General features: G+C 57.1%; 22 protein-coding genes. 11 read left to right on the top strand and 11 right to left on the bottom strand.

Features of this window, described 5'->3' with window-relative positions:
* Window positions 1–200: 200 nt before the first annotated feature.
* The 8 genes from GA830_RS00400 to GA830_RS00365 form a co-directional block, all read right to left on the bottom strand.
* A complete protein-coding gene (locus tag GA830_RS00400) occupies window positions 201–437 on the bottom strand; it encodes a hypothetical protein (RefSeq protein ID WP_195163193.1) in 237 nt (78 codons plus the stop codon).
* A 57-nt stretch (window positions 438–494) separates the two neighbouring features.
* On the bottom strand, window positions 495–1,244 hold the full coding sequence (locus GA830_RS00395; protein WP_195163192.1) for an ABC transporter ATP-binding protein: 750 nt from the start codon (window positions 1,242–1,244) through the stop codon (window positions 495–497).
* A complete protein-coding gene (locus GA830_RS00390; protein WP_195163191.1) occupies window positions 1,241–2,074 on the bottom strand; it encodes an ABC transporter ATP-binding protein in 834 nt (277 codons plus the stop codon). The genes GA830_RS00395 and GA830_RS00390 overlap by 4 nt, the downstream gene beginning before the upstream one ends.
* On the bottom strand, window positions 2,071–2,988 hold the full coding sequence (gene nikC / locus GA830_RS00385) for a nickel transporter permease (protein ID WP_195163190.1): 918 nt from the start codon (window positions 2,986–2,988) through the stop codon (window positions 2,071–2,073). The genes GA830_RS00390 and nikC overlap by 4 nt, the downstream gene beginning before the upstream one ends.
* On the bottom strand, window positions 2,985–4,052 hold the full coding sequence (locus tag GA830_RS00380; protein WP_195163189.1) for an ABC transporter permease: 1,068 nt from the start codon (window positions 4,050–4,052) through the stop codon (window positions 2,985–2,987). The genes nikC and GA830_RS00380 overlap by 4 nt, the downstream gene beginning before the upstream one ends.
* Window positions 4,053–4,070: 18 nt before the next feature.
* Window positions 4,071–5,708: an ABC transporter substrate-binding protein gene (locus GA830_RS00375; protein WP_374939334.1), complete on the bottom strand. Its 1,638-nt coding sequence runs from the start codon at window positions 5,706–5,708 to the stop codon at window positions 4,071–4,073.
* 36 nt (window positions 5,709–5,744) lie between these two features.
* Entirely contained in the window at window positions 5,745–6,806 is a 1,062-nt protein-coding gene (locus tag GA830_RS00370; RefSeq protein WP_195163187.1) for a dipeptidase, read from the bottom strand.
* A gap of 113 nt (window positions 6,807–6,919) precedes the next feature.
* The gene (locus tag GA830_RS00365; RefSeq protein ID WP_195163186.1) at window positions 6,920–7,873 is read right to left on the bottom strand and encodes a LysR family transcriptional regulator; all 954 of its coding nucleotides are present in this window, start codon (window positions 7,871–7,873) and stop codon (window positions 6,920–6,922) included.
* A gap of 135 nt (window positions 7,874–8,008) precedes the next feature.
* Between GA830_RS00365 and GA830_RS00360 the strand changes: the two genes are divergently transcribed.
* From GA830_RS00360 to GA830_RS00320, 9 genes are all read left to right on the top strand, one after another.
* Window positions 8,009–8,785 carry an ABC transporter substrate-binding protein gene (locus tag GA830_RS00360; protein ID WP_195163185.1) on the top strand — a complete coding sequence of 259 codons (777 nt, stop codon included), beginning with the start codon at window positions 8,009–8,011 and terminating at the stop codon, window positions 8,783–8,785.
* Window positions 8,786–8,850: 65 nt separating this feature from the next.
* Entirely contained in the window at window positions 8,851–9,498 is a 648-nt protein-coding gene (locus GA830_RS00355) for an amino acid ABC transporter permease (RefSeq protein ID WP_195163184.1), read from the top strand.
* Window positions 9,499–9,507: 9 nt separating this feature from the next.
* A complete protein-coding gene (locus GA830_RS00350) occupies window positions 9,508–10,167 on the top strand; it encodes an amino acid ABC transporter permease (protein WP_195163183.1) in 660 nt (219 codons plus the stop codon).
* Window positions 10,168–10,178: 11 nt separating this feature from the next.
* Window positions 10,179–10,937, top strand: a complete 759-nt coding sequence (locus GA830_RS00345) for an amino acid ABC transporter ATP-binding protein (protein WP_195164685.1) — start codon at window positions 10,179–10,181, stop codon at window positions 10,935–10,937.
* Window positions 10,934–12,574, top strand: coding sequence for a N,N-dimethylformamidase beta subunit family domain-containing protein (locus GA830_RS00340; RefSeq protein WP_195163182.1), 1,641 nt, complete (start codon window positions 10,934–10,936; stop codon window positions 12,572–12,574). The genes GA830_RS00345 and GA830_RS00340 overlap by 4 nt, the downstream gene beginning before the upstream one ends.
* 41 nt (window positions 12,575–12,615) lie before the next feature.
* Entirely contained in the window at window positions 12,616–13,980 is a 1,365-nt protein-coding gene (locus GA830_RS00335; protein ID WP_195163181.1) for an aminotransferase family protein, read from the top strand.
* 9 nt (window positions 13,981–13,989) lie between these two features.
* Entirely contained in the window at window positions 13,990–14,922 is a 933-nt protein-coding gene (locus GA830_RS00330) for a 3-keto-5-aminohexanoate cleavage protein (protein ID WP_195163180.1), read from the top strand.
* A complete protein-coding gene (locus tag GA830_RS00325) occupies window positions 14,922–15,434 on the top strand; it encodes a GNAT family N-acetyltransferase (RefSeq protein ID WP_195163179.1) in 513 nt (170 codons plus the stop codon). The genes GA830_RS00330 and GA830_RS00325 overlap by 1 nt, the downstream gene beginning before the upstream one ends.
* Entirely contained in the window at window positions 15,434–16,450 is a 1,017-nt protein-coding gene (locus GA830_RS00320; protein ID WP_195164684.1) for a histone deacetylase family protein, read from the top strand. Before GA830_RS00325 ends, GA830_RS00320 begins: the two co-directional genes overlap by 1 nt.
* Window positions 16,451–16,491: 41 nt before the next feature.
* Here GA830_RS00320 and GA830_RS00315 read toward each other — a convergent pair whose 3' ends face one another.
* From GA830_RS00315 to GA830_RS00305, 3 genes are read right to left on the bottom strand one after another with little or no spacing between them, the layout of a single operon-like run.
* Window positions 16,492–17,796 (bottom strand): TRAP transporter large permease, encoded by a 1,305-nt coding sequence (locus GA830_RS00315; RefSeq protein WP_195163178.1) that lies wholly within the window; start codon window positions 17,794–17,796, stop codon window positions 16,492–16,494.
* Entirely contained in the window at window positions 17,793–18,308 is a 516-nt protein-coding gene (locus tag GA830_RS00310; protein ID WP_195163177.1) for a TRAP transporter small permease, read from the bottom strand. Before GA830_RS00310 ends, GA830_RS00315 begins: the two co-directional genes overlap by 4 nt.
* Before the next feature lie 12 nt (window positions 18,309–18,320).
* Window positions 18,321–19,319: a TRAP transporter substrate-binding protein gene (locus GA830_RS00305; RefSeq protein WP_195163176.1), complete on the bottom strand. Its 999-nt coding sequence runs from the start codon at window positions 19,317–19,319 to the stop codon at window positions 18,321–18,323.
* Between the two features lie 136 nt (window positions 19,320–19,455).
* Between GA830_RS00305 and GA830_RS00300 the strand changes: the two genes are divergently transcribed.
* Window positions 19,456–19,911: a MarR family winged helix-turn-helix transcriptional regulator gene (locus GA830_RS00300; RefSeq protein WP_195163175.1), complete on the top strand. Its 456-nt coding sequence runs from the start codon at window positions 19,456–19,458 to the stop codon at window positions 19,909–19,911.
* 34 nt (window positions 19,912–19,945) lie between these two features.
* Window positions 19,946–23,170 carry a 2Fe-2S iron-sulfur cluster-binding protein gene (locus GA830_RS00295; protein ID WP_195163174.1) on the top strand — a complete coding sequence of 1,075 codons (3,225 nt, stop codon included), beginning with the start codon at window positions 19,946–19,948 and terminating at the stop codon, window positions 23,168–23,170.
* Window positions 23,171–23,361 lie beyond the last annotated feature (191 nt).

Here is a 23,361-nt window from a genome sequence, read left to right as displayed (position 1 = left end):
CAACAGGTGTCGGGGTTCCGACCTAACTGCTCCAAGTGCTCGCCCCGCCCCCGAGGATCGACTGATTCGGTCTAATTTAGCCTCACCCGAATCAGACATCAAACCCATTCGCAAAGTTTTTTCGCTGCGTTTGTACCGGCGGCCCGACTGTTTAAACGACAACCAACCGTGGCAATGGGAGAGGCTCGAAAATTGGGGTTCTATTTCGAGACTTCCGTTGTAGGCCGGTCGCTACCGTCGGCAACCTCTCCGTGCCATTTACCTTGGGCGTCTTCATATTCAATACCCGTCGTTTCGCCACCAACCTGCTGTTCGGCAGCTGCTGTTTTCGCAGCTTTGAGAGCTTCTTCGTGAAACGCAAAAGTTTCTGAAAATGTGTTTCCTACCTTGTAGGCAAAGCCGCCATCATGTTCGACCACGTCATAGACCACTGGCATTCTGGTTCTCCACTTTTGTTTATCAAGCGCAACGGTTCAGCAGCCGCGGAGTTCCGTTCAGTCAGGCGTTACGAAGCCTTCACTCGCAACCAGCAAGGCACGGGTATAGTCGCTCGTAACGTTGCGCTTCGCGAGGTCGGAAGCGAACAGGTACTCGACCGCCTCGCCATTTTGCATCACCAGCAAGTGTTCACACATGTGAGTGATGACGGCTAGGTCATGGCTGACCATCAGGAAGGTGAGATTGCGAGCAGCACGCACCTCTTCTAGCAGGTTCAAGACTTCAGCCTGCACCGAGGCGTCAAGCGCCGAGGTTGGTTCATCGAGCAAAAGGATGCTCGGTTCGAGGATCAGTGCCCGCGCGATCGCGACACGCTGGCGCTGTCCACCCGAAAGCTGATGTGCATAGCGAAAGCGAAATCCGGAACCAAGGCCGACTTCATCCAGCGCTTGTCGAATCCGTTTATCGTGATTGCTGAAGCCGTGAATTGCCAGCGGTTCGCGCAGCAGCCGGTCTATCGTGTGGCGGGGATGCAGGGACCCGTAGGGGTCCTGAAACACCATCTGCACCTCTCGGTAAAATGTCTTGTCACGGTGTTTTCCAAGCGGCCTTCCCAAAACCGTGATGTCACCGGCGGTGACCGGCGCAAGCCCAGCTATGGCACGCAGGAGCGTTGACTTCCCCGAACCCGATTCTCCAACCAGTCCGAAGGATTCGCCGGCGCCCACCTTGATGCTCACGCCTTTCAGAGCGCGAAAACGGTTATAGGTCACTTCAAGGTCGCGGGTTAAAAGTGCTGGTGTCACCTTGCCCACTCCGGCTGGCGGTCAAGCACGGGAAGCGGATGGCGGGAATCACCGATCTTTGGCATGCAATCGAGCAGGCCGCGCGTATAGGGATGTTCAGCGCGATTCAGTTCCGACGCTTTAAGTTGCTCCACCACCTTGCCGGCATACATGACTATGACGCGGTCGCAAAACGAGGCCACGAGCCGCAAATCATGTGAGATGAAAATCAGGCCCATACCGCGGTCGCGCACGAGATCATCAAGGATACGCAGGACATCAAGCTGAACGGTGACATCGAGGGCTGAAGTTGGCTCGTCGGCAATCAAAATCTCGGGACCGGCAATCAGCATCATGGCGATCATGGCACGCTGGCCCATGCCGCCGGATACTTCATGCGGATAGAGGTCAAACACCCGTTCGGGATCGCGGATCTGTACTGAGGCGAGCATAGCAAGCGCGCGTTCGCGTGCCTCTCCCCGGGCGACCCGCTCATGGGTACGCAGGGTCTCGACGATCTGGCCACCAATGGTCATCACCGGGTCAAGTGAATATTTGGGGTCTTGCAGGATCATCGCAATACGATTGCCACGGAGCTGGCGGCGCAGCTTGGCATTGGCATTTAGGAGGTCGATGCCATCGAACTCCAACCGTTGTGCGGTGACGTTTGCATGGCCAGGCGTCAGACCCAATATGGCGCGACCGGTTTGCGATTTGCCTGAACCGGATTCGCCGACAATACCAAGGCGTTCGCGACCAAGTTCGAAAGAGACACCGCGCACTGCTTCAATCAGACCGGTTCGGGTGGGGAACGAGACGCGCAGGTCTTCGACTTGAAGTAGCGTGCTCATTGCTCTGCATCCCGTGGGTCGAGAGCGTCTCGCAGGCCGTCGCCCAGCAGGTTGAAACCAAGGCTGACGATGAGGATGGCCACGCCGGGTGCGGCTGCAACCCACCACTGGTCAAGAATGAAGCGCCTCCCGGATGCAATCATTGCACCCCATTCGGGCAGCGGAGGCTGAGCGCCAAGGCCAAGGAAGCCGAGGCCGGCCGCTGTTAGGATGATGCCCGCCATATCAAGTGTCACCCGCACAATCAGTGATGAGATGCAGAGTGGCATAATGTGCATGATGACGATCCGCAGCGGTGAGGCACCCATCAGGCGCACAGCTGCGATGTAATCAGAGTTGCGGATTGTCATGGTTTCGGCGCGGGCGATACGCGCGTAAGGCGGCCAGGATGTGATGGCGATAGCGAGTACTGCATTGCCGATGCCTGGCCCAAGTGCTGCAACAAGCGCCAGCGCAAGAATAAGCTTTGGAAAGGCCAGAAAAATGTCGGTGACGCGCATCAGGATTGCATCCGTCCAGCCGCCAGCATATCCGGCAACGGTGCCAACTAGGAGGCCGATCGGAGCAGCGATCACTGCCACGAGCGTCACAATATAGAGCGTGAGCCGGGAACCAAGGATGACGCGCGAAAGAATGTCGCGACCAAGGTCATCAGTGCCAAACCAGTGGCTGGCGCTTGGCGGCTGTAGTCTTGCATCCTTCAAATTGCCGATAGTAGCGGAATGGGGCGCCAGTATATCGGCAAATGCAGCCACCAGCAGAAGCGCAACGAGGATGGCAAGTCCGATCAGTGCCAGCCGGTTCGCGGAGAACTGCCGCCACGTAACGTATGCCCGGCCAAGCCTTGCCTGCATGCGCGATGCAGGCTGCTCGCTGAGCAGCCAATCGCGCCGGTTCTGGACGACTGTGCTCATTGCGATTTGGTCCTCGGATCGAGCAAACGGTAGAGAAGGTCGGAAAGGAGGTTGATTGCAATAAAAACAGAGCCGATCACGATGGTCCCTCCAAGGACGGCGTTCATGTCGGCATTCTGGAGGGAATTGGTGATGTAGAGCCCGATGCCTGGCCAGGAAAACACGGTCTCGGTTAGCACGGAGCCCTCCAGCAGGCCTGCATAGGAAAGTGCGATCACGGTCACCAGCGGCACTGCTGCATTGCGCAAAGCGTGACGCCAGATGATGCGCGCTTCGGACAGGCCTTTTGCACGTGCAGCAACGATATATTCTTGCTGTAGTTCGTTCAGCATGAAGCTGCGCGTCATGCGGCTAATATAAGCAAGTGAAAAATAACCGAGCAAAGATGCTGGCAGTATAATGTGACGAAACAAATCCTGAACAACGGCCCATTGCCGCTGCCATAATGCGTCGAGGAGGTAGAATCCGGTGACTGGGGTGAAACTGTATTCGTAGATCACATCGATTCGACCGGGAAACGCTACCCATTGCAGTTTTGCGTAAAAGAGTACGAGCGCGAGCAACCCGAGCCAGAAAATCGGAACTGAATAGCCGACCAAGCCAATCACCCGGACGATCTGATCGATTAGGCTGCCGCGCTTTACGGCAGCCAGCACGCCTAGCGGCACGCCTAGCAAGGTCCCGATTAAGGTTCCGAGCGTTGCCAATTCAATGGTTGCAGGGAAGGCGCGGCGGATATCAGTCATAACCGGATTGGTTGTGAGAACCGAGGTACCGAAATCGCCGCTTAAAGCGCCTTTTACGTAGATAAAAAATTGCTGGATCAGTGGCAGGTCGAGGCCCATTTCGCGACGCGTCCGCTCTACGACGCTGGCCGGCGCACGGTCGCCCAGAACGGCCAAAACGGGATCAATCGGAATCACACGCCCGATGAAGAAAGTGACGGCCAGCAAGCCGAGATAGGTCGTCACCGCGATCAGGACAAACCGTCCTATCGCTAGTGCAACGGCTGCGGCACGGGCACGATTGTGCCCGGCCGCAACCCTGGTTTCAGTTTCACTCACGTCAGAATTCCGAAAGATCTATTCTTTCGAGACGGTTCCGACGTAATTGTTGTCGAAGCTCGGGCCAAGCTTGAAGTCTTTAAGGTTGCTGCGTAGCCCCGCGACTTCCGTCTGCTGGAAAATTACCACAAATGGACCATCATCAAGCACGGCCTTCTGCAACTCCTTGTACATCTCCGCGCGCTTGGCCGGGTCGCGTTCCAGAAGGGCAGCTTCCGTTTTTGTAGTAAGCTCTGGGACATCCCATGCGTTGCGCCAAGCGAGCGTCTTCGACTTCCCTTCATCCGAATTGTCCGGGTTGCTGGCAAAAGTCTGTGCGTTGGAGTTGGGGTCAAAATAATCCTGGCCCCACTGGCCGATATAGATGTCGTGGTTGCGGGCGCGGTATTTGGTCAGTGTCTGCTTGCCATCACCGGGAATGATTTCCAGTTTGATGCCAGCTTGGCCGACAGTCTGCTGGATCGATTCAGCGATGCCAGTCACAGGCTGAGTGTTGCGCACATCCATGGTGATCGTGAATCCGTCCTTCAGGCCGGCTTTTTCCAACAGCTCCTTAGCCTTGGCGATATCCAGCTTGAACGGGTTCTCGTCCAGTTCACCGAGCACGCCCTTGGACAAGAAAGTCTGGTGGATTTCACCGATCCCCTTGATCAGGGTCGAGCCGATGGCGTCGTAGTCGACGAGGTATTTGAAGGCCTCCCGAACTTCCGGCTTGGCCAGCGTCTCATTTTTCTGGTTAAGGCTGATGTAGTAGACGGTGCCCTTTGGTGCACTTGTGGAGGTCAGGTCTTTGTTGCTGGCAATCGCGTCAAGGTCATTTGGCGCAAGGTTACGAGCGACGTCTATATCGCCTGCTTCCAGTGCAAGACGTTGGCCGGAGCTTTCCTTCATGTGACGGTAGATGACGCGTGCAAGCTTCGCCTTCTCGCCATGGTAATTGTCGTTGCGCTCCATCACTACCAACTCATTGGCGCGCCATTCGCGAAGCGTGAAGGCGCCAGACCCGGCATAGCCGGTTTTCAGCCAAGCGTTGCCGAAATCATTGTCGTATTTGTAGTCGTCGCTGGGAGTCATTGGAGCGACATGTTCAAGAACTAGCTTTTTGTCGACAACTGAAGCGACGGTTGCCGAAAGGCAGTTTAATACAAAGCTCGGCGCATAGGATTTGTCGACGGTGAAGACGAAGGTTGTCTCGTCAGCTGCCTTTGCCTTTTCAGCTACATTCTCGCCGGTCAGGCCAAACTGGCCAAGGATGAAGGCCGGGCTCTTGTCGAGTTTGATAGCGCGCTCAAATGACCAGGCAACGTCTTCTGCTGTAATAGGATTTCCCGAAGCGAATTTCAGGCCCGGCTTGAGCTTGAAGGTGTAAGTCAGGCCGTCGTCGGAAACCGTCCAGCTTTCAGCGAGGTCGCCCTTTACCTTTGATGTGTCGTCAAGGTCGAGGCGCACGAGAAGATCATAGGTGTTGCTTGTCACTTCAGCGGTGGAAAGCTCAAATGCTTCGCCCGGATCCATGGAGATGATGTCGTCGATGGCGAAGCCCTCGACCAAAGTGTCCGGTGGTGTCACGGCAAAGACCGGCATTGAGCCCAGCATCAGCGCGGAGACGGCAGCGCCCGCAAGCCAAAGACGTGAACGTGGTGTGATTTTTCCCATTAGCATGTTTAGGTTCCCTGTTTCGGTTGGTTTTTATTATTCGTTTTCAGTTTCATGCCACGCAGTGCGCAACACGCGAAACCAATTGTTCCGGCAAATTTTCACCAGTTCGTCGTCACCATATCCGGCGGCCCGCAGTGCGGCAACGAGGTTTTGTAACCCAGCGGCATCTTCGATTTCTGCAGGTATGAGCGCGCCGTCGAAATCCGATCCGAGCGCAACGCAATCAATGCCCAGCCGCTCTACAAGGTGGTCGACATGGCGAACCATATCCGAGAGCGGGGTGTCGGCCCGGTCTCGGCCATCCGCTCTCAACATGGTCACTGCGAAGTTCAGTCCCACCAGCCCTTTGCGTTCGCGGATCGCGTCGAGCTGCTTGTCAGTCAGGTTGCGCGCAACGGGTGTGATGGCGTGGACGTTGGAGTGACTTGCGACGAGCGGCTGATCAGTCACGCGCGCGACGTCCCAAAAGCCTTTCTCGGTGATATGCGAAAGGTCGATGAGGATGCCCAGTTGGTTGCATGCCTTGACCAAATTGCGGCCCGCGTCCGTCAATCCGGGGCCGCTATCAGGGTTCATTGGGTAGGCGAAGGGCACGCCATGACCAAAAATGTTGTTGCGGCTCCAGACCGGGCCAAGCGAGCGCAAGCCAGCAGCATAGAACACGTCAAGCTCGGCTAGATCGGGGCTGATCGCCTCGCAGCCTTCCATATGAAGTACAGCAGCAAATTCACCTGTTGAAAGCGCGCCCCCCAGATCTGGACCGCTGCGGCAGAGGCGCCAGCCGCCCGATCGCTCCAGTCGCAGTGCTATCGCGGCCATTTCCATGGCGACAACCAGAGAGGATTGGTGTTCGAGGGGTTCTGAAAGCGGTGTCACATAGTGGCCAGCAGCATCGGGCTCCTTCAGAACCAGTTCTCCGGACGGGACATAGATAGCGCAAAGACCGCCGGCCAGGCCGCCTTTTCGGGCGCGGGGCAGGTCGATATGTCCTTTCGCGGAACCCTTGATGAACTCTTCAACTGGGTCGCCTCCAGCGGAAGCGCTGCGCCATAGCCGCAACAGCACGTCGTTGTGGCCGTCGAATACTGGCTGCATTGAAATTTCCCCTGCTCGCGAGATGATGCCTGCCTCACAGTGGAGATCAAGTGGTAAAATTCAAACTGTCCGTTGTGGACCGTTGGAATGGCCAATCTGGACGGGTTGAATTGTCAGATCTTGTAGGTTCGCTCTTCCAACGGTGTTTTCAGGATGAGTTCTGTAAGCAGCGTCAGGAGTGCGCGTTCAGCCCGGTTGAGAACCTTTTTGGGGTTGGTTATGAGGAAAATATCAATGGCCGGCGGCGCTTCGTAAGGTGGTAGTCTCCAGAGCAGGTTTTCCTCGACATCGCGGCGGGCGACATGGAGAGGAAGAGGACCGATGCCCAGTCCGGCCGTAATCATCCGCCGCACTTCTTCCAGACTTGAAGATACACCGATTACGTTGGCTTCAAGCTGCGCTTCGCGACGCAGCAGGGCGACAGGCCAGAGCGCATCGGAAACAGTGTCGGTCTGGAATGACACTGATGTTTCACCCGCGAGGTCCTTCAGGTTTAGCCCAGCCGTCCCGAAAAGGCGGTGCGTCGGACCGCAGAAGAATGCGAAAAACTCGCGATACATCAATGTATATTCGAGTGCAGCATCGCGTTGGCTCACAAGGCAAATGCCAAACGATGCCCGGCGGCCGCGGACGAGTTTGGCGACCTCCACGCTTTGCGAGACGGAAATGTTCAGCGTCGCCCGAGGGTGATCAGCGTGGAACCGCGCAAGCGCTTCGTCAAAAATTGGCGAAACTACATGGCTAGCCACCGATATGTCGACATGTCCGGTAACTTCTTCCCGCACATCGCGCATGGCGACGGGGAGACGAGAGACCGTGCCGAACATATCTATGCTCTCATCATAGACCAGACGTCCGACCTCGGTGAGCGCAAACCGGTTGGCATCGCGCTCCACGAGACGTCGGCCCAAATGTTGCTCGAGCCGCTTGAGTGCGTTGCTAACACTTGGTTGTTTCAGGGAAAGGCGCTCAGCGGCGCGGGTAATGCTTTTTTCTTCCGCAATCACCACGAAGGTGCGCAGAAGGTTCCAATCCAGATCCCAGACCAAGCGATCCGGTCGCGCCACTGATCATTCTCCAAATCTATGCCAAGCATTTCTATTATCTATTTGCGCAATGACGCAGCGAAAGCAATCATCCCGTTGCGGCATCGTGCTGCCAAGAACGACGGCAAACCGCCGCACCAACAAGAGGATGAACTTATGCGAACCGTTATTTCCGGCCTTTTGGCCGCAGCGATGGCGTTTGCCTTCGTCGTTTCGCCCGCCGCTGCGGACGATTTAGAGAGTGTAAAGTCTTCCGGCGAAATGAAGATCGCGATGAGCGGTGCCTATCCCCCCTTCAATTTCGTCAACGGTGAGAACGAAGTTGTGGGATTTGACGCATCAATTGGCACTGAAATTGCCAAGCGCATCGGTGTCAAAGGCACGATCGTCACGACCGCATGGGATGGTATCATCGCGGGTTTGCTGGCCAACAAATACGACACAATTGTCGGCTCCATGACGATCACGCCGGAGCGTGAGAAAGCAGTCGATTTTGTTGGACCTTATTATCATGCCGGACGCGGCGTTTTCGTGAAAGAAGGTTCCGCGATCAAGTCGCTCGACGATCTGAAGGGCAAAACGCTGGGCGTGACGCTTGGCGAGACGCATGAGAAGTGGGCGCGTGAACAGGGCGGATGGGACCTTCGTACCTATAAGGGCCTGCCTGAACTCTTGCTCGAACTCAGGGCCGGACGTGTCGACGCAATCGTGGTCGACAACATTCCTGTCGCGGTGGCGGTGAAAGAGAGCGGCGAGAAAGTGACGCAGCTCGATACACCCGACATTGAAGGCGGCGCGGTGGCCATCGGTATCGCCATCCGCAAAGGGAACCCGGACCTTAAGGCTGCAATGCAGAAAGCATTGGACGAGATGATGGCTGACGGCACCTACGAGAAAATCTCGATGGAGTGGATTGGCCGCGACATCCGCTAGCCCCAACTCCCGGTCCGCATGTGCGGGCCGGGAACCACATTCAAGATCTTCAAGAGGGTGTTGCTATGGACTTCGCGCTAATGCAGCGGGTCTTCCCCTACTTCGTGGAAGCGGCGCTGGTAACGGCGCAACTCTCGTTCGCAGCATTGATGCTGGGCCTTTTGGCTGCTGCTTTGGCTGCTGCGGCGCGCATGTCGACATCGCGTCTCTTGCGTTTCATTGGATCCGCTTATGTTAGCGTATTTCGGGGTACGCCAGCGCTCATCCAGCTCTTCATTCTTTACTTCGGCGGACCTCAGGTGGGTATCAATCTTGATCCCTTCGCAGCCGGAGTGATCGGCCTAGGCCTCAACATTGGTGCTTATATGGCGGAAGGTATTCGGGGTGCCGTTCAGGCCGTCGACCGTGGTCAGGCTGAAGCCGCACGCACCATTGGCTTCAGCAAGATACAGACGATGTTTCGGGTGATCCTGCCGCAGGCGGCGCGGCTTATGATCCGGCCACTGGGCGTCAATACTGTCGCGCTTGTTAAGGGTACTGCACTCGTTTCCACCATTTCCATGGTGGAACTCACATATACGGCGCAGCGGTTCATTGGGTCGACCTACAAGCCGTTTGAGATCTTCGGCGTAGCCGCAGTGCTCTACATGATTCTCATCTACGGTGTTTCGGTTACCGTTGACGCGCTCGACAAACATTATGCGATTGATTGAGGCGCCCTGATGCAAGGTCTCGATTTCTCAGTAGTGCTGCCCTATTCCGGACTATTGTGGACCGGTATGTGGTGGACTGTGGTGCTCAGCCTGTCGGCGGGGGCTATAAGCTTTTTTGCCGGCATAGCCTTTGCGCTGGCCGTTCTCTACGCGCCCGCGCTGATCGCCTACCCGGTGCGGCTGTTCATGTGGCTGTTCATGGGAACACCGCTCCTTTTGCAGTTGTTCCTCATATATTTCGGACTGGTTCAGATTGGCGTCGACATTCCAGCCCTTGCAGCCGGGATTATGGGGCTTGGTCTGCATTTCGCAGTATACAATGCCGATATTTTCCGCGCTGGAATCGTTGCGATCGATCAAGGTCAGGCAGAAGCTGCACGCAGCCTTGGCTTCAGCAGGTGGCATACACTACGCCATTTTGTAATTCCCCAAGCGGTGCGGAACACGTTGCCGCCTGTCGGTAGCAACATGATCGCGCTGTTGAAGGAATCATCCATAGTCTCGGTCATAGGCATCGCCGAGCTCGTGCATTCGGCACAGCTGGCGATTAGCGAAACGTTCCGGCCATTCGAGTTCTACATCGTTGCCGCGGCCCTCTATTACGGCCTCAACCTCATTCTGGAAGCGGGACTTCGTCGCGTCGAAAACAAAGTGGAGATGGCGCGATGAAAGCACATCCGATGATCGAGGTTCGCAATGCGCGCAAGGCGTTTGGTGCCAATGAAGTTCTGAAAGGTATCGATCTGACTGTCGACCGCGGCCAGATCGTTGCGCTGATTGGGCCGAGCGGTTCGGGTAAAAGTACGCTACTGCGTTCGATTAACCAGCTTGAGGCGCTGGATGCTGGCGAGGTTTGGCTCGATGGCGTCCAGGTTAACCAGCCACTTAAGGGGCGCGCGTTTGAACGCCACATCAATGCAGTGCGCCAGCAGATGGGCATGGTATTCCAGCACTTTAACCTGTTCCCGCACCTCAGCGTGCTCGACAATATCGCGATGGGCCCTGTTATACTTAGGGGTGTTGCCAAGTCGCGTGCGCGCGAGCTGGCACTAGAGCTACTGGGAAAGGTAGGGCTCGCCGATAAGATCGATGCCTTTCCTTCAAAACTTTCGGGTGGCCAGAAACAGCGCGTTGCGATTGCAAGGGCTCTTGCGATGCAACCCAAGGTCATGCTGTTCGATGAAGCCACGTCTGCGCTCGATCCGGAGTTGGTCGATGAAGTGAACTCGGTGATGAAGCAGCTTGCCGCAGAGCACATGACAATGCTGATTGTAACGCATGAGATGCGCTTTGCAGAAGAGGTTGCTGACCGGGTGTTGTTTATGGACGGAGGCGTTATCGTTGAGGAAGGAAAGCCTGAGGTAATGTTCAGCGCGCCTCAGCAGGAGCGCACACAGCTGTTTTTACGCAAATATCTCTCGCCGACGGCGGGCGTATGAGCATGGCGCATTTTGATCCCTATCCCGATTTCGGGCTGACACCTGCGGAGCGCCGCGAGGCGGTGATGGGGAACAAATACGAGTGGCCCGGGATGGACGGGCCTTTGGGCGAGATCTGGTGCTATTGCGACCGCTATGCGTATCGGCCCGGGGAAAGCATGAGGTTGCAGATTTCGTCTACGGCACGGGAATGCCGACTTGAGATTGTCCGTGATGGCGGACGCGAGCAGACGATGCTGTCGCGTGACGGGATTGCGACGCGGTGGCAGGACACACCAGATCAATGCTCAGTTGTCGGCTGCGGTTGGGAGACGACGCTGGAAATTGCCATTCCGCGCGACTGGTCATCCGGTGCCTATCGCGTCACTCTTCAGGCCGAGGGGAGTAGTGGCAAACCTGTCATTTGCCATCAGCTGTTTATCATTTACCCGGACGCGCGGCCAAAGATCGGGCGTATTCTCCACGTGGCATCCACCGGCACCTGGACCGCCTACAACACGTTCGGTGGCTCCAATCATTACCAGGGTATCACCGGCCCAAACCGTGACATGTACGCGCCGACAGTCAGCATAGAGCGTCCCTTCTGCCGGGGCTTCGTTGTTTTGCCGCCGGATGCGCCGCGCGTGCCACTTGAGATTACGGTTCCGCCGGCAACGGCGGCGCGCTACCCGCATATGGAGTGGGCGTTTGCAAACGGCTATTCGCGCAAATACGCGTCGTCCGGGTGGGCGAGTTACGACAGTCATTTTTTCCGCTGGGCAGAGCGCGCCGGCTACGGTGTCGACCTCGCCAGCCAGCACCAGCTGCATTTCGAACCTGAACTTCTCGATGCTTACGATTGTGCGGTGTTCGTCGGACATGACGAATATTGGACATGGGAGATGCGCGACACCGTTGATCGCTGGGTGGAACGAGGAGGGAGTGCTGCGCGCTTTGCCGGCAATTTCATGTGGCAGACGCGTCTCGAAGACGGTGGCCAGCGGCAGACGTGCTTTAAATATCGGGCGCGCGCCGAGGACCCTGTTTATCGGCAGAATGACAAAACACGGACGTCGACATCGTGGGAAGCTCCGGAAGTAGGACGACCCGGCGCAGAGACTTTTGGCCTCAATGCGACATCCGGGCTTTATGTCGGCTGGGGCGGCTGCGCGCCGCGCGGGGTCAGGGGTTTTCCAGTTTACCGACCGGAGCATTGGGCCTTCAAGGGTGCAGGGCTCTACTATGGCGATCTCCTCGGCGCAGATAGCCATGTGTTCGGATATGAAGTGGACGGGGTAGACTACATCATTCGCGGCGGACTGCCTGAACCGATCGGAGTGGGAGGCGCCCCGAACGGTATGGAGATACTCGCTCTAGGAATGTCATCGTTGCAGGAAGAAAGCGCCGACATCCCCGCCGATGACCAGTTTCTGTCCGATGCTGATGCCCGGTTCGTTGCCGAGACGCTGGTGGGCGACGATAGTGCCGCTGCGGTGGAGAAAGTGAAACGTGGCGCCGGCATGATTGTCAACTTCGAGCGAGGCAAGGGCGAGGTGTTCAATGCGGGAAGCTGCGAATGGGTTGCTGGTCTGCTGCGCGGTGACGCAATGGTCGAGAAGGTGACTACCAACGTGCTCGACCGATATCTCAATCGATGAATCAGCCTGCCCAATTGTTGCCGATCAAGGACCTGTGCGCAATGAATAACCAGCAGCTCGAGGGACGTAAGCCGTCCAACCTTTTCTACCTCGCTAATCTGCGCCGTCCGTTAATTGATCGCGCCGAAGGCATTTATATGTGGGACCAGGACGGGCGCCGGATGATCGACGGATCGAGCGGCGCGATGGTCGTCAATATAGGTCATGGGAACAAGAATGTGCTTGATGCCATGAAGCGACAGATGGATCGCGTGACGTTTGCTTACCGCCTGCATTTCGAAAATGAGCCCGCGGAGGAACTGGCAACGGCATTGGCGCACAAGCTGCCCGAGGGAATGGATAAAATATTTTTCGTGTCGGGCGGCTCGGAGGCGGTGGAGTCATGCCTCAAACTGGCACGGCAATGGGCGGTCGCTACCGGGCAATCGCACCGTTGGAAGGTAGTATCGCGCTTTCCGTCGTACCATGGTGGAACCCTTGGCTCGCTTTCGGTAACGGGTGACGATGCACTCGGTGAAAACTTCGTGCCCATGATGCGTCCAATGCCGACAATCCCTGCTCCGACTGCATGGCGCGACCGCGACAATTTTTCGATCGAAGAACGCGGTGTTCGCTATGCCGACATGCTGGAGCAGACGATCCTCGAAGAGGGGCCTGAATCCGTTCTTGCATTCATCATGGAGCCCATTGGTGGCGCGGCTACTGCTGCGCTGGTGGCTCCCGATAGCTATTACGGGCGCATCCGACAGATTTGCGACCAATACGGCGTGCTGCTGATCCATGACGAGGTGATGAGCGGGGCCGGGCGAACAGGCAAATTCCTCGGAGGTGACCACTGGAATTGCAAGCCCGATATTGTTGCCCTTTCTAAAGGACTGGGCTCTGGTTATGCGGCGCTCGGCGCGCTCGCCGCGCCCTCGCGGCTGGTTCAGCCTCTGCTCGATATGGGCGGATTTCAACACGGCCACACCTATGCTGGAAATCCTCTTGCCTGTGCCGCCGGGCTTGCGGTGTTGGGGGAGATGGACCGGCTAGATCTTTGCGCCAACGCGGCCGTGATGGGGGATTTTCTCATGAACGAACTGCGCAGTCTGGCCGCGCGCTTTCCGTTCATCGTCGATGTCAGGGGCAAGGGACTGCTGCTCGGCGCGGAAATGGTGGCCGACCCTGAGACACTTCAGCCGATCGAGGCGGCAAAGAAGGCAAACCAGAGACTGCTGGATCATGCCTATCGACGTGGGCTGATCATCTATTCACGGCGGGTGAAGGGCGGGCCAGATGGCGATAATTTTATGGTCGCACCACCGTTGATCATAACTCGCGAACAGGTTGGCGAATTTGTCAGCATTTTGGGCGATTCGCTTCAGGCGCTGGCAGATGAACTCGACCTACCGGTCAACGGCTGAGGGGGAAACATGGCCCAGCAAAAAGTCATCGTGACCTGCGCGGTCACGGGTTCGGTGCACACACCTACGATGAGTCCATATCTGCCGATCACGCCCGATCAGATTGCGGCAGAATCGATTGCAGCGGCGGAGGCGGGAGCCTCCATCCTGCACCTTCACGCGCGTGACCCGCAGACGGGGCGTCCTACCGCCGAACCCTCCGTGTTCATGCAGTTCCTGCCACGCATAAAGCAGTCGACTGATGCCGTGATCAATATATCAACCGGCGGATCGTCCCTGATGAGCCTTGATGATCGGCTTGCAGCTTCGCTGTTAGCGGAGCCGGAAATGTGCTCGCTCAATATGGGTTCTATGAATTTTGGTATTTTCCCGCTGGCCAAGCCGGGCACCGAATGGAAGAACGCGTGGGAACCTGAACTTCTGGAGGCCACGCGCTCGACGGTCTTCAAGAACACATTTGCCGACATCGAATCGATCCTGAAGCGGCTGGGCGATGGTTGCGGAACGCGTTTCGAGTTCGAGTGCTATGATGTTGGACATCTTTATACGCTCAAACATTTCCATGAGCGCGGGTTAGTTCAGGGTCCGCTGTTCATACAGTTCGTGCTCGGCATTCTGGGGGGCATCGGGGCGGACGTAGAAAACCTTGTTCACATGAAAAGGATTGCCGACAAACTTTTCGGCGACGAGTATCGCTTCTCGGTGCTGGCTGCCGGGCGCGCCCAGATGTCACTAATTACAACAGGAGCGGCAATGGGTGGCAATGTACGCGTCGGGCTGGAAGACAGCCTCTACCTCGGACCCGGTGAACTGGCGAAATCCAATGCCGACCAAGTGTCGCGCATCCGACTGATCCTCAAGGGTCTTTCGCTGGAAATTGCCTCGCCAACAGAAGCCCGCGCGATGTTGTCGCTCAAAGGCGGTGACCGGGTGGCGTTCTGATGGACGGAGACGCAGCGGTTGAGATCACGATCCGCGTTGCCAGGCGCGAGGACGCCGCGACAATTCACCAGGCCATTCGCGATCTTGCTGAGGCAGTCGGCGACAGCGGCAAAGTATTGTCGAGTGCCGATGATTTTAGGCGCCATGGGTTTGGAGCCAGTCCGGCCTTTGGCTGTTTGGTGGCCGAGAAGGGTAAGATATTTGCCGGACTCTGCCTCCATTTTCCAAGCTTTTCAACTTGGTTTGGAAAGCCCGGTGTCTACGTGCAAGATCTGTTCATAGCGCCGGAGTTCCGGGGCAGGGGTGTCGGGGAAAAACTACTCCAGCGGCTCGCCGCCGACACACGCGAAGCAGGAGGCGAGTATCTGAGGCTGTCGGTACATGCCAACAATAGCGCCGCTCAACGCTTTTATGAACGGGCTGGCCTTTCATGGTCAAAGGATGAGCGGATTTTTGCGGCGCGTGGCAACTCTTTCCGGCGTCTCGCTGAGGGTGATAGGAAAGACCGATGATGAAGACGTTTTATGCTGTGGAACAAAAGCGGCACGATCCGAAAGGTTTTTTGTCGAGCGGCGCGCCAAAGCCCAATCCCGAGCAACCTGAGCGCGTTGATCGGTTGATTGCCGGGGCAAAAGCTGCCGGATCAGAAATTCTACGCCCACGCGATTTCGGCCTGTCGCCAATCGCTGCGGTGCACACGCCGGAATATCTTTCATTCCTGCAAAACATTTATGCACGCTGGCAGCGCATTCCCGATGCGTCACCAGAGGTCATTCCCAATATCCATCCGCTTGCGCGGGACGGCAGCTATCCGGCCTCGGCGGTGGGGCAAGCGGGATATCACATGGCCGATACTTCCTGCCCGATCTCTGCTGAAACCTGGGAGAGCGCTTGCTGGAGTGCGTGGAGCGCCACCGAGGCTGCGGAAGCGGTAATGTCTGGAGAACCGTCGGCGTATGCGCTGTGTCGACCGCCTGGCCACCACGCGTTCGCAGATGTGGCCGGTGGTTTCTGTTTTATCAACAATTCTGCAGTCGCAGCGCAGCGCCTTCGCCGGACAGCTTCAAGGGTTGCAATCCTCGATGTCGACCTGCATCACGGCAACGGCACGCAAGGTATTTTTTACGGGCGCTCCGATGTGCTTACCATATCCATTCATGCCGATCCGGTCAGGTTCTATCCATTTTTCTGGGGACATTCCGATGAGCGGGGCGAAGCTGCGGGCCTTGGCTACAATCTGAATCTTCCGCTGGCTCGCAAGACCGGTGATAACGGGTTTCTCGAGGCGCTTGATGCCGCGCTCAACCGCATCGACGCATTTGCGCCAGACGCTTTGGTGGTGGCGCTTGGACTGGATGCGTTTGAGGGTGATCCCTTTGGCGGACTTTGCGTCTCGACTGATGGTTTTGCTCGGATTGGCGAGAAGATCGCGACGCGCGTCATGCCTAAGGTAATCGTACAGGAAGGCGGCTATCTGTGTGATGAGCTCGGAGACAATCTCACCGCGTTTCTTGGCGGTGTAGGTTAGCTGATTGGGGCCGGGCCAAGGCAGCCTGAACCTGAAGCGTTTTAATGAAACATCGCGTTTGGCAGAAGCAGCGCTATCTGGGGAAATGCCACGAGTATTGCCAGACAGATCATCATTGCCGCCCAGAATGGCATTACGCCGGCGAAAACCGTTTGTAGCTTTACGTCTTCCGCCACCGTTTTCACCACAAAACAATTGACGCCGACCGGTGGGCTGATGAGCCCCATTTCGAGCACAACGACCATTATGACGCCGAACCAAATGGGATCGAAATGCAGCGCCATGACCACGGGAAAAACAATTGGAAGGGTGATAACCAATAATGACAGACCCTCGATGAACATTCCGAGAATGGCGTAGGCGACCAAGAGAAGGATTATCGTTCCGTAGGGTCCGAGGCCGAGGCCTGCGAACATGGCCGCAGCGTCGCGGGGCAGTTCAGACAAGGCTATGAAGGGGGAGAACGCACTTGCTCCAATTAGGATGAGAAAACACATTCCTGACGTCTGCAGCGTTTCCATCATTACACTGGTCAGGTTGCTCCTACTCGCCTGCTTCCTCGCGATCAGCATAATGAAGGCGAAAGCAGCCCCAACACCAGCAGCTTCGACGGGCGTAAAGATGCCGGTGTAGATGCCACCTATCGTTAAGACGATGATGGTGAGAATGCCCAACGCACGGCGTGAAGCGGCAAGACGCTCGCGCGTACTCGAAAGCGGTCCGGCGGGACCTTCCTCAGGTCGGAAATGAACGATCAAAGCGATGACGAGCAAGAACAGGGTCGTCAAAAGGAGGCCCGGCAATATCCCCGCCATAAACAGCCGACCAATCGATTGCTCGGTCAGGATCGCATACATGACGAAGCCGGTAGACGGTGGGATCAGGATGCCGAGAGTTCCGCCCGCAGCAATCACGCCTGTCGACAGTTTTGCGCCGTAACCGAAGCGCCGCATCTCGGGGTAGGCGACGCGGCCCATTGTAACGGCTGAAGCAATTGAGGAGCCCGATAGCGCTGCAAATCCTGCACAACCGACAACAGTTGCGCTGGCCAAGCCGCCCTTCCTGTGGCCAAACCACGAATATGCCGCCGCATAGAGATCCCGGCTTAGACCGCTGGCTGACGCCAGATTGCCCATCAGGATGAACAGCGGCAGAACTGAAAGGTCATACATCGACGCGATTTCGAATGCCTGTCCGGATATCGTGTAGGCAGCAGCGTTCAACGATGAAAGGCTGACAATACCGACAAAGCCGACAAGGAGCATGGCAACGCCGACGGGCATTCCTATCCCCATAAGAACAAAAAGCGCGCCAAACCCGAGTAAACCAATGACTGACGCGTTCATTTAGCCGGCCTTTTCGGGAGCAATGGAAGAAGCAGAGTGATGGCGCCGAGCGCGAGGCCGGAAGCCAGCGCCACATAAAAGGGCGCATGGGATATCCGCAGAAGCATTGTTGTTTCGCCGAAACTCGATGCCTCCATACCGTTCAGCAGACAACGCCATGCCAGATAGAGCAGCATGACTGCACCCGTGGAGCCGAGGATCCGTTCGACAATGGTGCGCATTCTAGGTGCAAGCATATCTGCCAGAATGTCGATTCTGATTGCCTGGCCTGCGAGAATGCACAGCGGAACCGCAACCGCGACGGTGCTTACCAGCAACACTTGCGTGACGTCGTTGGCGCCAAACACCGGCGCGTTGAAAAGGCTGCGCCCGAGGGCGTCATAAACTGACAGTGCCATCATGGCAAAAAGGGAACAGCCTCCGATCAAGCCCAAAACCCGCTTGATCACAAGTGTAGCTCCCGCCACCGCGCCGGTATCAGGCGCGGTTTCCGTTCCGGTTTCCAGCTTCATCTCCGTGTCTTGTTAGTGGCTTGAAACAGTGGAGAGAATGGCCTTGGCATCAAACCCGCCCTTGGAGGACGCTTCGTTCGCCAGTTCCTCAAGAATTGGATTGCTCTTGTCACGCAGTTCGGTTGCAGATTCTTCGTCAAGCGTGATGAACTCAATACCGGCCTTGCGTGCAAGGTCGAAGCCTTCGTCCCCGGCTTTCTCGAACGCGTCTGCGGCCGCCATTGACAGATCGCGCCCGCTCGCCTTGTCGAGTGTTGCCTGTTCTTCTGGCGTCAGCGCCGCCCAGCTGTCCTTGTTCATCGCCAGGTAAAAAGTCGCCAGCGGGCTTGGCAGGTTGGTAGTGAGATACTTTCCTACCTCGTGCAGTTTGTAGGAACCGATGCCGGATGGTCCGATCCAGACGGCGTCGACCACGCCGGTGCTCATGGCATTGTATGCCTCGGTTGTCGGGATTGACACTGGAACAGCTCCCCAGGCTTCTGCCATCTTAGCGGCGGCCGGATCGGGGACGCGGATCTTCAATCCCGCAAGATCGGCAATGCTGCGTACGGGCTTATTGCGGGTAATCAGGATCGCTGGACTGTTGGTCCAGAATGCAAGCATTTTGACCTGCGCAAAATCGGGTGCAAACAGATCGTAACTGTCCCACAGAGCCTTGGTGCCGGCTTCCGGGGTTTCAAACAGGCCTGGCAAGTTCATCAACGTCGTGCGCGGAAACTGTTCGGGCGTGTATTCGGGGATCCCAAAAACGATATCGGCGATACCGGTTACTGCCCGCTTATATTGCTGCACCGGTCCGGCGCCCAGTTCGCCAGACGGGTAGATCTTGATCGTTGATGTTCCATTGGTGCCTGCATTGAACGCGTTGACCATCGGGGTTATCGCGCCGCGGTCCATTGGATGCTGTGGTGGCACGAACGACGCAAGCTTTAACTCGGTAGCTTCCGCGAATGTTGCAACGCACATTATCGCCGCGGCCGCGAAGGCCGCTGACAGCTTTCCAGAAAACATTGATCTCTCCCTAGCCGCATACTTTGCGGATTTTGCCCAATTTTTTTAACCCGCGGACAGCTCCTCCAATTTGCCTCCCGAACTGTTCGCGATTATCAGTTGTATACGAAATGAGATAATTGACAATGACAATTACATGACTGAAGATCAGGTTTACGAGCTCCGCGACGGGCTAGGATTTCGTATGTCGCGCACCGCGCGGCTAATGGAACGCCACTACGAACTATTGCTAAGCGAGATCGGTGTGTCGCGGTTGATGTGGTGCGTCCTGGTTATGTCGGGTTCCTATGGGGTAACGACACCTTCGGGCATGGCAGAGTTTCTACACGTTGACAGAACGGCCATTTCGCGGGTGCTGAGGGAGATGGAAAAACAGGGGCTGGTCGTGCGTACGCGGCAGGAAGGAGACCGGCGCGGACGTGACATAGCCCTTACAGATCTTGGGCGAGATAAGCTCGAGGCTTTCCTGCCCAAGGCGATGTTCACGACGGAACACTTCAAAAGCAAGCTCACAGCTGACGAGTTTGAACAGATCAAACTCCTGCTGGACAAAATGTCGGATGGTGAGGAGGGTGCGCTGCCGGCCCTTTGATCTCTCCAGGAGAACCACAAGGTGAGCCACCTCCATGCGCTTTTTTAGTTATAAGAACCGTCCCTTTCACCTCGGACCTTATCCGCTTGAAAGGCTGAAGCGCAGCGATGCGCAGACAGAATTCCATGATGTGCCGGCGATGACGGCGGCAGCACAGGGCGTTACGGGCGATGATTCTCTTGCATCGCCGCTTATGCTGTTCACAGGCATGCTCGACGTTATTCGCAATGGCCCTGTGGCGGCAAAGCGTTCCATCATTCCGGATTGCCCACGGGAACGCGCGCGCCACATGAAAGCGGCGGGGATGTTCTTTGATGCAACAATGGCAGGCATCTGCCGTCTTCCTGCCCAGGCACTGCTGGACCGGCCAATTCGGAACCCGGTGATTGACGAACTCGCAAAGCGTGCCGAAAATATTGAAACGAAGACGTTTGCTTCAGGCATTGACGCCATTATGGCTGATGTTCGAGATTCGGCACGTGCGAAATTGGGCAGCGTCGCCGATCACAGCCATGTGGTCGTCTATCTCGTAGAGCACCCCCGCGAGCCGGTTGCTACCGAGGCAGGTGGAGGCTGGATCGCGGGTACTACAGAGCAGCGCTCGGCGCTTCGCGTGGCAGAAGTGGCAGTCGTACTTGCCAACTATCTCCGTATTCTGGGCCATCCCGCGCGTGCGCATACGATGACCAGTACAGATGTGAATCTCGGAATGCTGGCGCTCGCAGCCGGGCTGGTGGAAAAGCGAAACAAGGCTGGCGAGATTGAATTGGTCAATCCTTATGTCGGCACACGATACAGTCTCGCCGCGGTGACGACCACCTGCGAGATGGAGGTCGACAGGCCGCTCGCGAAAGGTGGCCTTGCTGATAAATGGCGTTCCCACGGGCCCGCATGGTGGGTGGGTAAGGGTTTTTACAAGAGCGCTCTCAACAAGACGCCCTACGCCCGACGTGACTTCGCCAAAGGTGCGTTACCTTTTGAAAAGCTCAAGACTGTGGAGCAGCCAACCACTTTCATCGATGAGCCCCGTGTGCCCAGGGTGCCCAAGCGCGCCGACATGTTTGCCCGTGCTCTCTTCGGAGATATGGGCAAGGCAATGCAGGCCGCTGCCAAAGGCGGGAATTATGTCCTCAAAAGCCCTATTGGATATTGTGCGCGGCGGGCCCTTGGAGCGTTCATCCTGCTGCAGAACGGTGAAAAAGCGCCGCAGATTGCTGCAAGCGCGGTGGACCCCCAGAAAAATGCGCACGATGTGAAGGCCGCGCTCTATTTTCTTGGGTGCGATGCGGTGGGCATCTCACGGTGTCCGGATTACGCCTACTATTCGCATGATGCGATGGGGGAGCCGATCACACCCTACCACAACAACGCCATTTCGACGATCATCGACCAGGGTCATGAGACGATGGAGGGATCCAGCGGCGACGACTGGATCGCCGTGGCGCAATCGATGCGCGCCTATCTTCGCTCGCAGATTCTGGGCGGCGTTGTTGCAGAACAGATCCGGCGCCTCGGATATTCCGCCCGCGTGCACTCGGTCGTTGACGGTGAGGTGTTGCAGCCGCCGCTGCTGCTGCTCTCTGGCCTTGGCGAGGTGAGCCGTATTGGCGATGTGATCCTGAACCCTCTGCTCGGTCCGCGCCTCAAGTCGGGAGTCGTGACCACCGACATGCCGCTGGTACACGACAAGCCTATCGATTTCGGCCTCCAGGCATTTTGCAGCGCCTGCAACAAGTGCGCTCGCGAATGTCCGTCCGGATCTATTCCCGCAGGCCCGAAGAAAATGTTCAACGGCTACGAGATCTGGAAATCCGATGCGGAGAAATGCACGCGCTACCGCGTTACCAATGCGGCCGGGGCGATGTGCGGCCGATGCATGAAAACCTGCCCGTGGAACCTGGAAGGCCTGTTTGTTGAAGCTCCGTTCCGCTGGGCCGCGATGAACATGCCGCGCGCCGCCCGCTTCCTGGCCTGGCTTGATGACAGATTGGGCAACGGCAGCATTAATCCGGTCAAAAAATGGTGGTGGGATGTAGAGTTGGGCGCAGACGGCTCCTATCTGCCGGCCAGCCAGGTCAATGTACGCGAGCTCAATACGCGACTTGTGCTGAAGCCCGAGGACCAGACCCTTGCCGCCTATACCGCTGATCTGACGCCGCCGCCCTATCCCTTTCCGCTCCCTCTGGATCGTGAGAAAGGCATAGCAGCCTACCGCAGTTTGCTTGACCCGGCCGAATACAAGGCGCGGCTTTCCGCCGGGCGTACCGATGAGCTTGTGTCTTTGCCAACCCTGCCAGAAGGACCGGCCCCCGTGATTCAGGTTCGACTCGACAAGGTAGACATGATGTCAAACGCCGTTGCCCGCTATGAGTTTGTCTCCACGGATGGCTCACCTCTGCCGCCTTTCGAGGCGGGTGCTCATATCGACGTGGTGGTGGCACCGGAATATTTCCGCCAGTACAGCCTTGCCGGCGATCCCGCCGACCGCAGCCGCTATGTGATTGGCGTGCTTCGCGAGGATGAAGGGCGTGGCGGTTCGAAACTGATGCACCGGATCTTCGATGCCGGGCGAAAGGTTTTTGTCTCGCGGCCTATCAATCACTTTCCCCTCCATGAGGACGCCCGGCGCAGCCTACTCATAGGCGGCGGCATCGGCATTACGCCGATGATCGCGATGGCGCATCGGCTGCATCGGATCGGGAAGCCCTTCGAACTGCACTACAGCATTCGCAGCCGCGCTTCGGCTGGGTTTGTCGACACGCTTGAAAGTGTTGCATGGCGCGAGCAGGTACATCTGCATGTTTCGGCTGAGGGAAAACGGGCAGACCTTTCCGCCGTGTTCGGCCTCTATCAAGAAGGCGATCACATTTATACCTGCGGATCGCCGGTGTTCATGGATGCCGTATTCGATGCCGCTCTGGCGCAAGGTTGGCCCGACGACGCCATGCACAGGGAGTACTTCACCTTACCGGAGGCTCCCGACTGGATAAACCACGAGTTCCGTCTGACACTTGCCCGCACAGGTAAGACAGTTTCGGTGCCCGCTGATCGATCCGCAACGGACATGCTGGCCGAAATAGGGATCCAATTGGATACGAAGTGCTCGGAGGGTATTTGTGGTGTCTGTGCCGTCCCCCTGATCAGCGGTGATGCCGAACACCGGGATTTTGTCTTGTCCAAGAAAGAGCGGGAGGAAAGGGTTCTTTTGTGCTGTTCGAGGGCGGCGCTAAAGGATGGCGAGCTTGTGGTAGACCTCTAGTGCGCTTATTTGAGCGAGACACTGACAAACGCAAAGAATGCGAGGAAGGTCACCTATCAGCTACCTCTCAGGATGAAGGGTCGTCTCGAGGCGAGCGATGTTCTCCATCAGTTTTGAGCGCGAAAGCTCAACCTGCCAAGCCGCACAATGGGATAGGAAGTAGGCAGTGGCACACTCCATCAGTTTCTTCC

It is taken from the genome of Mesorhizobium sp. NBSH29, from assembly GCF_015500055.1.
In the GTDB taxonomy this organism is placed as follows: Bacteria; Pseudomonadota; Alphaproteobacteria; order Rhizobiales; family Rhizobiaceae; genus Neomesorhizobium.
This window is presented reverse-complemented; position numbering and strand designations above follow the sequence as displayed.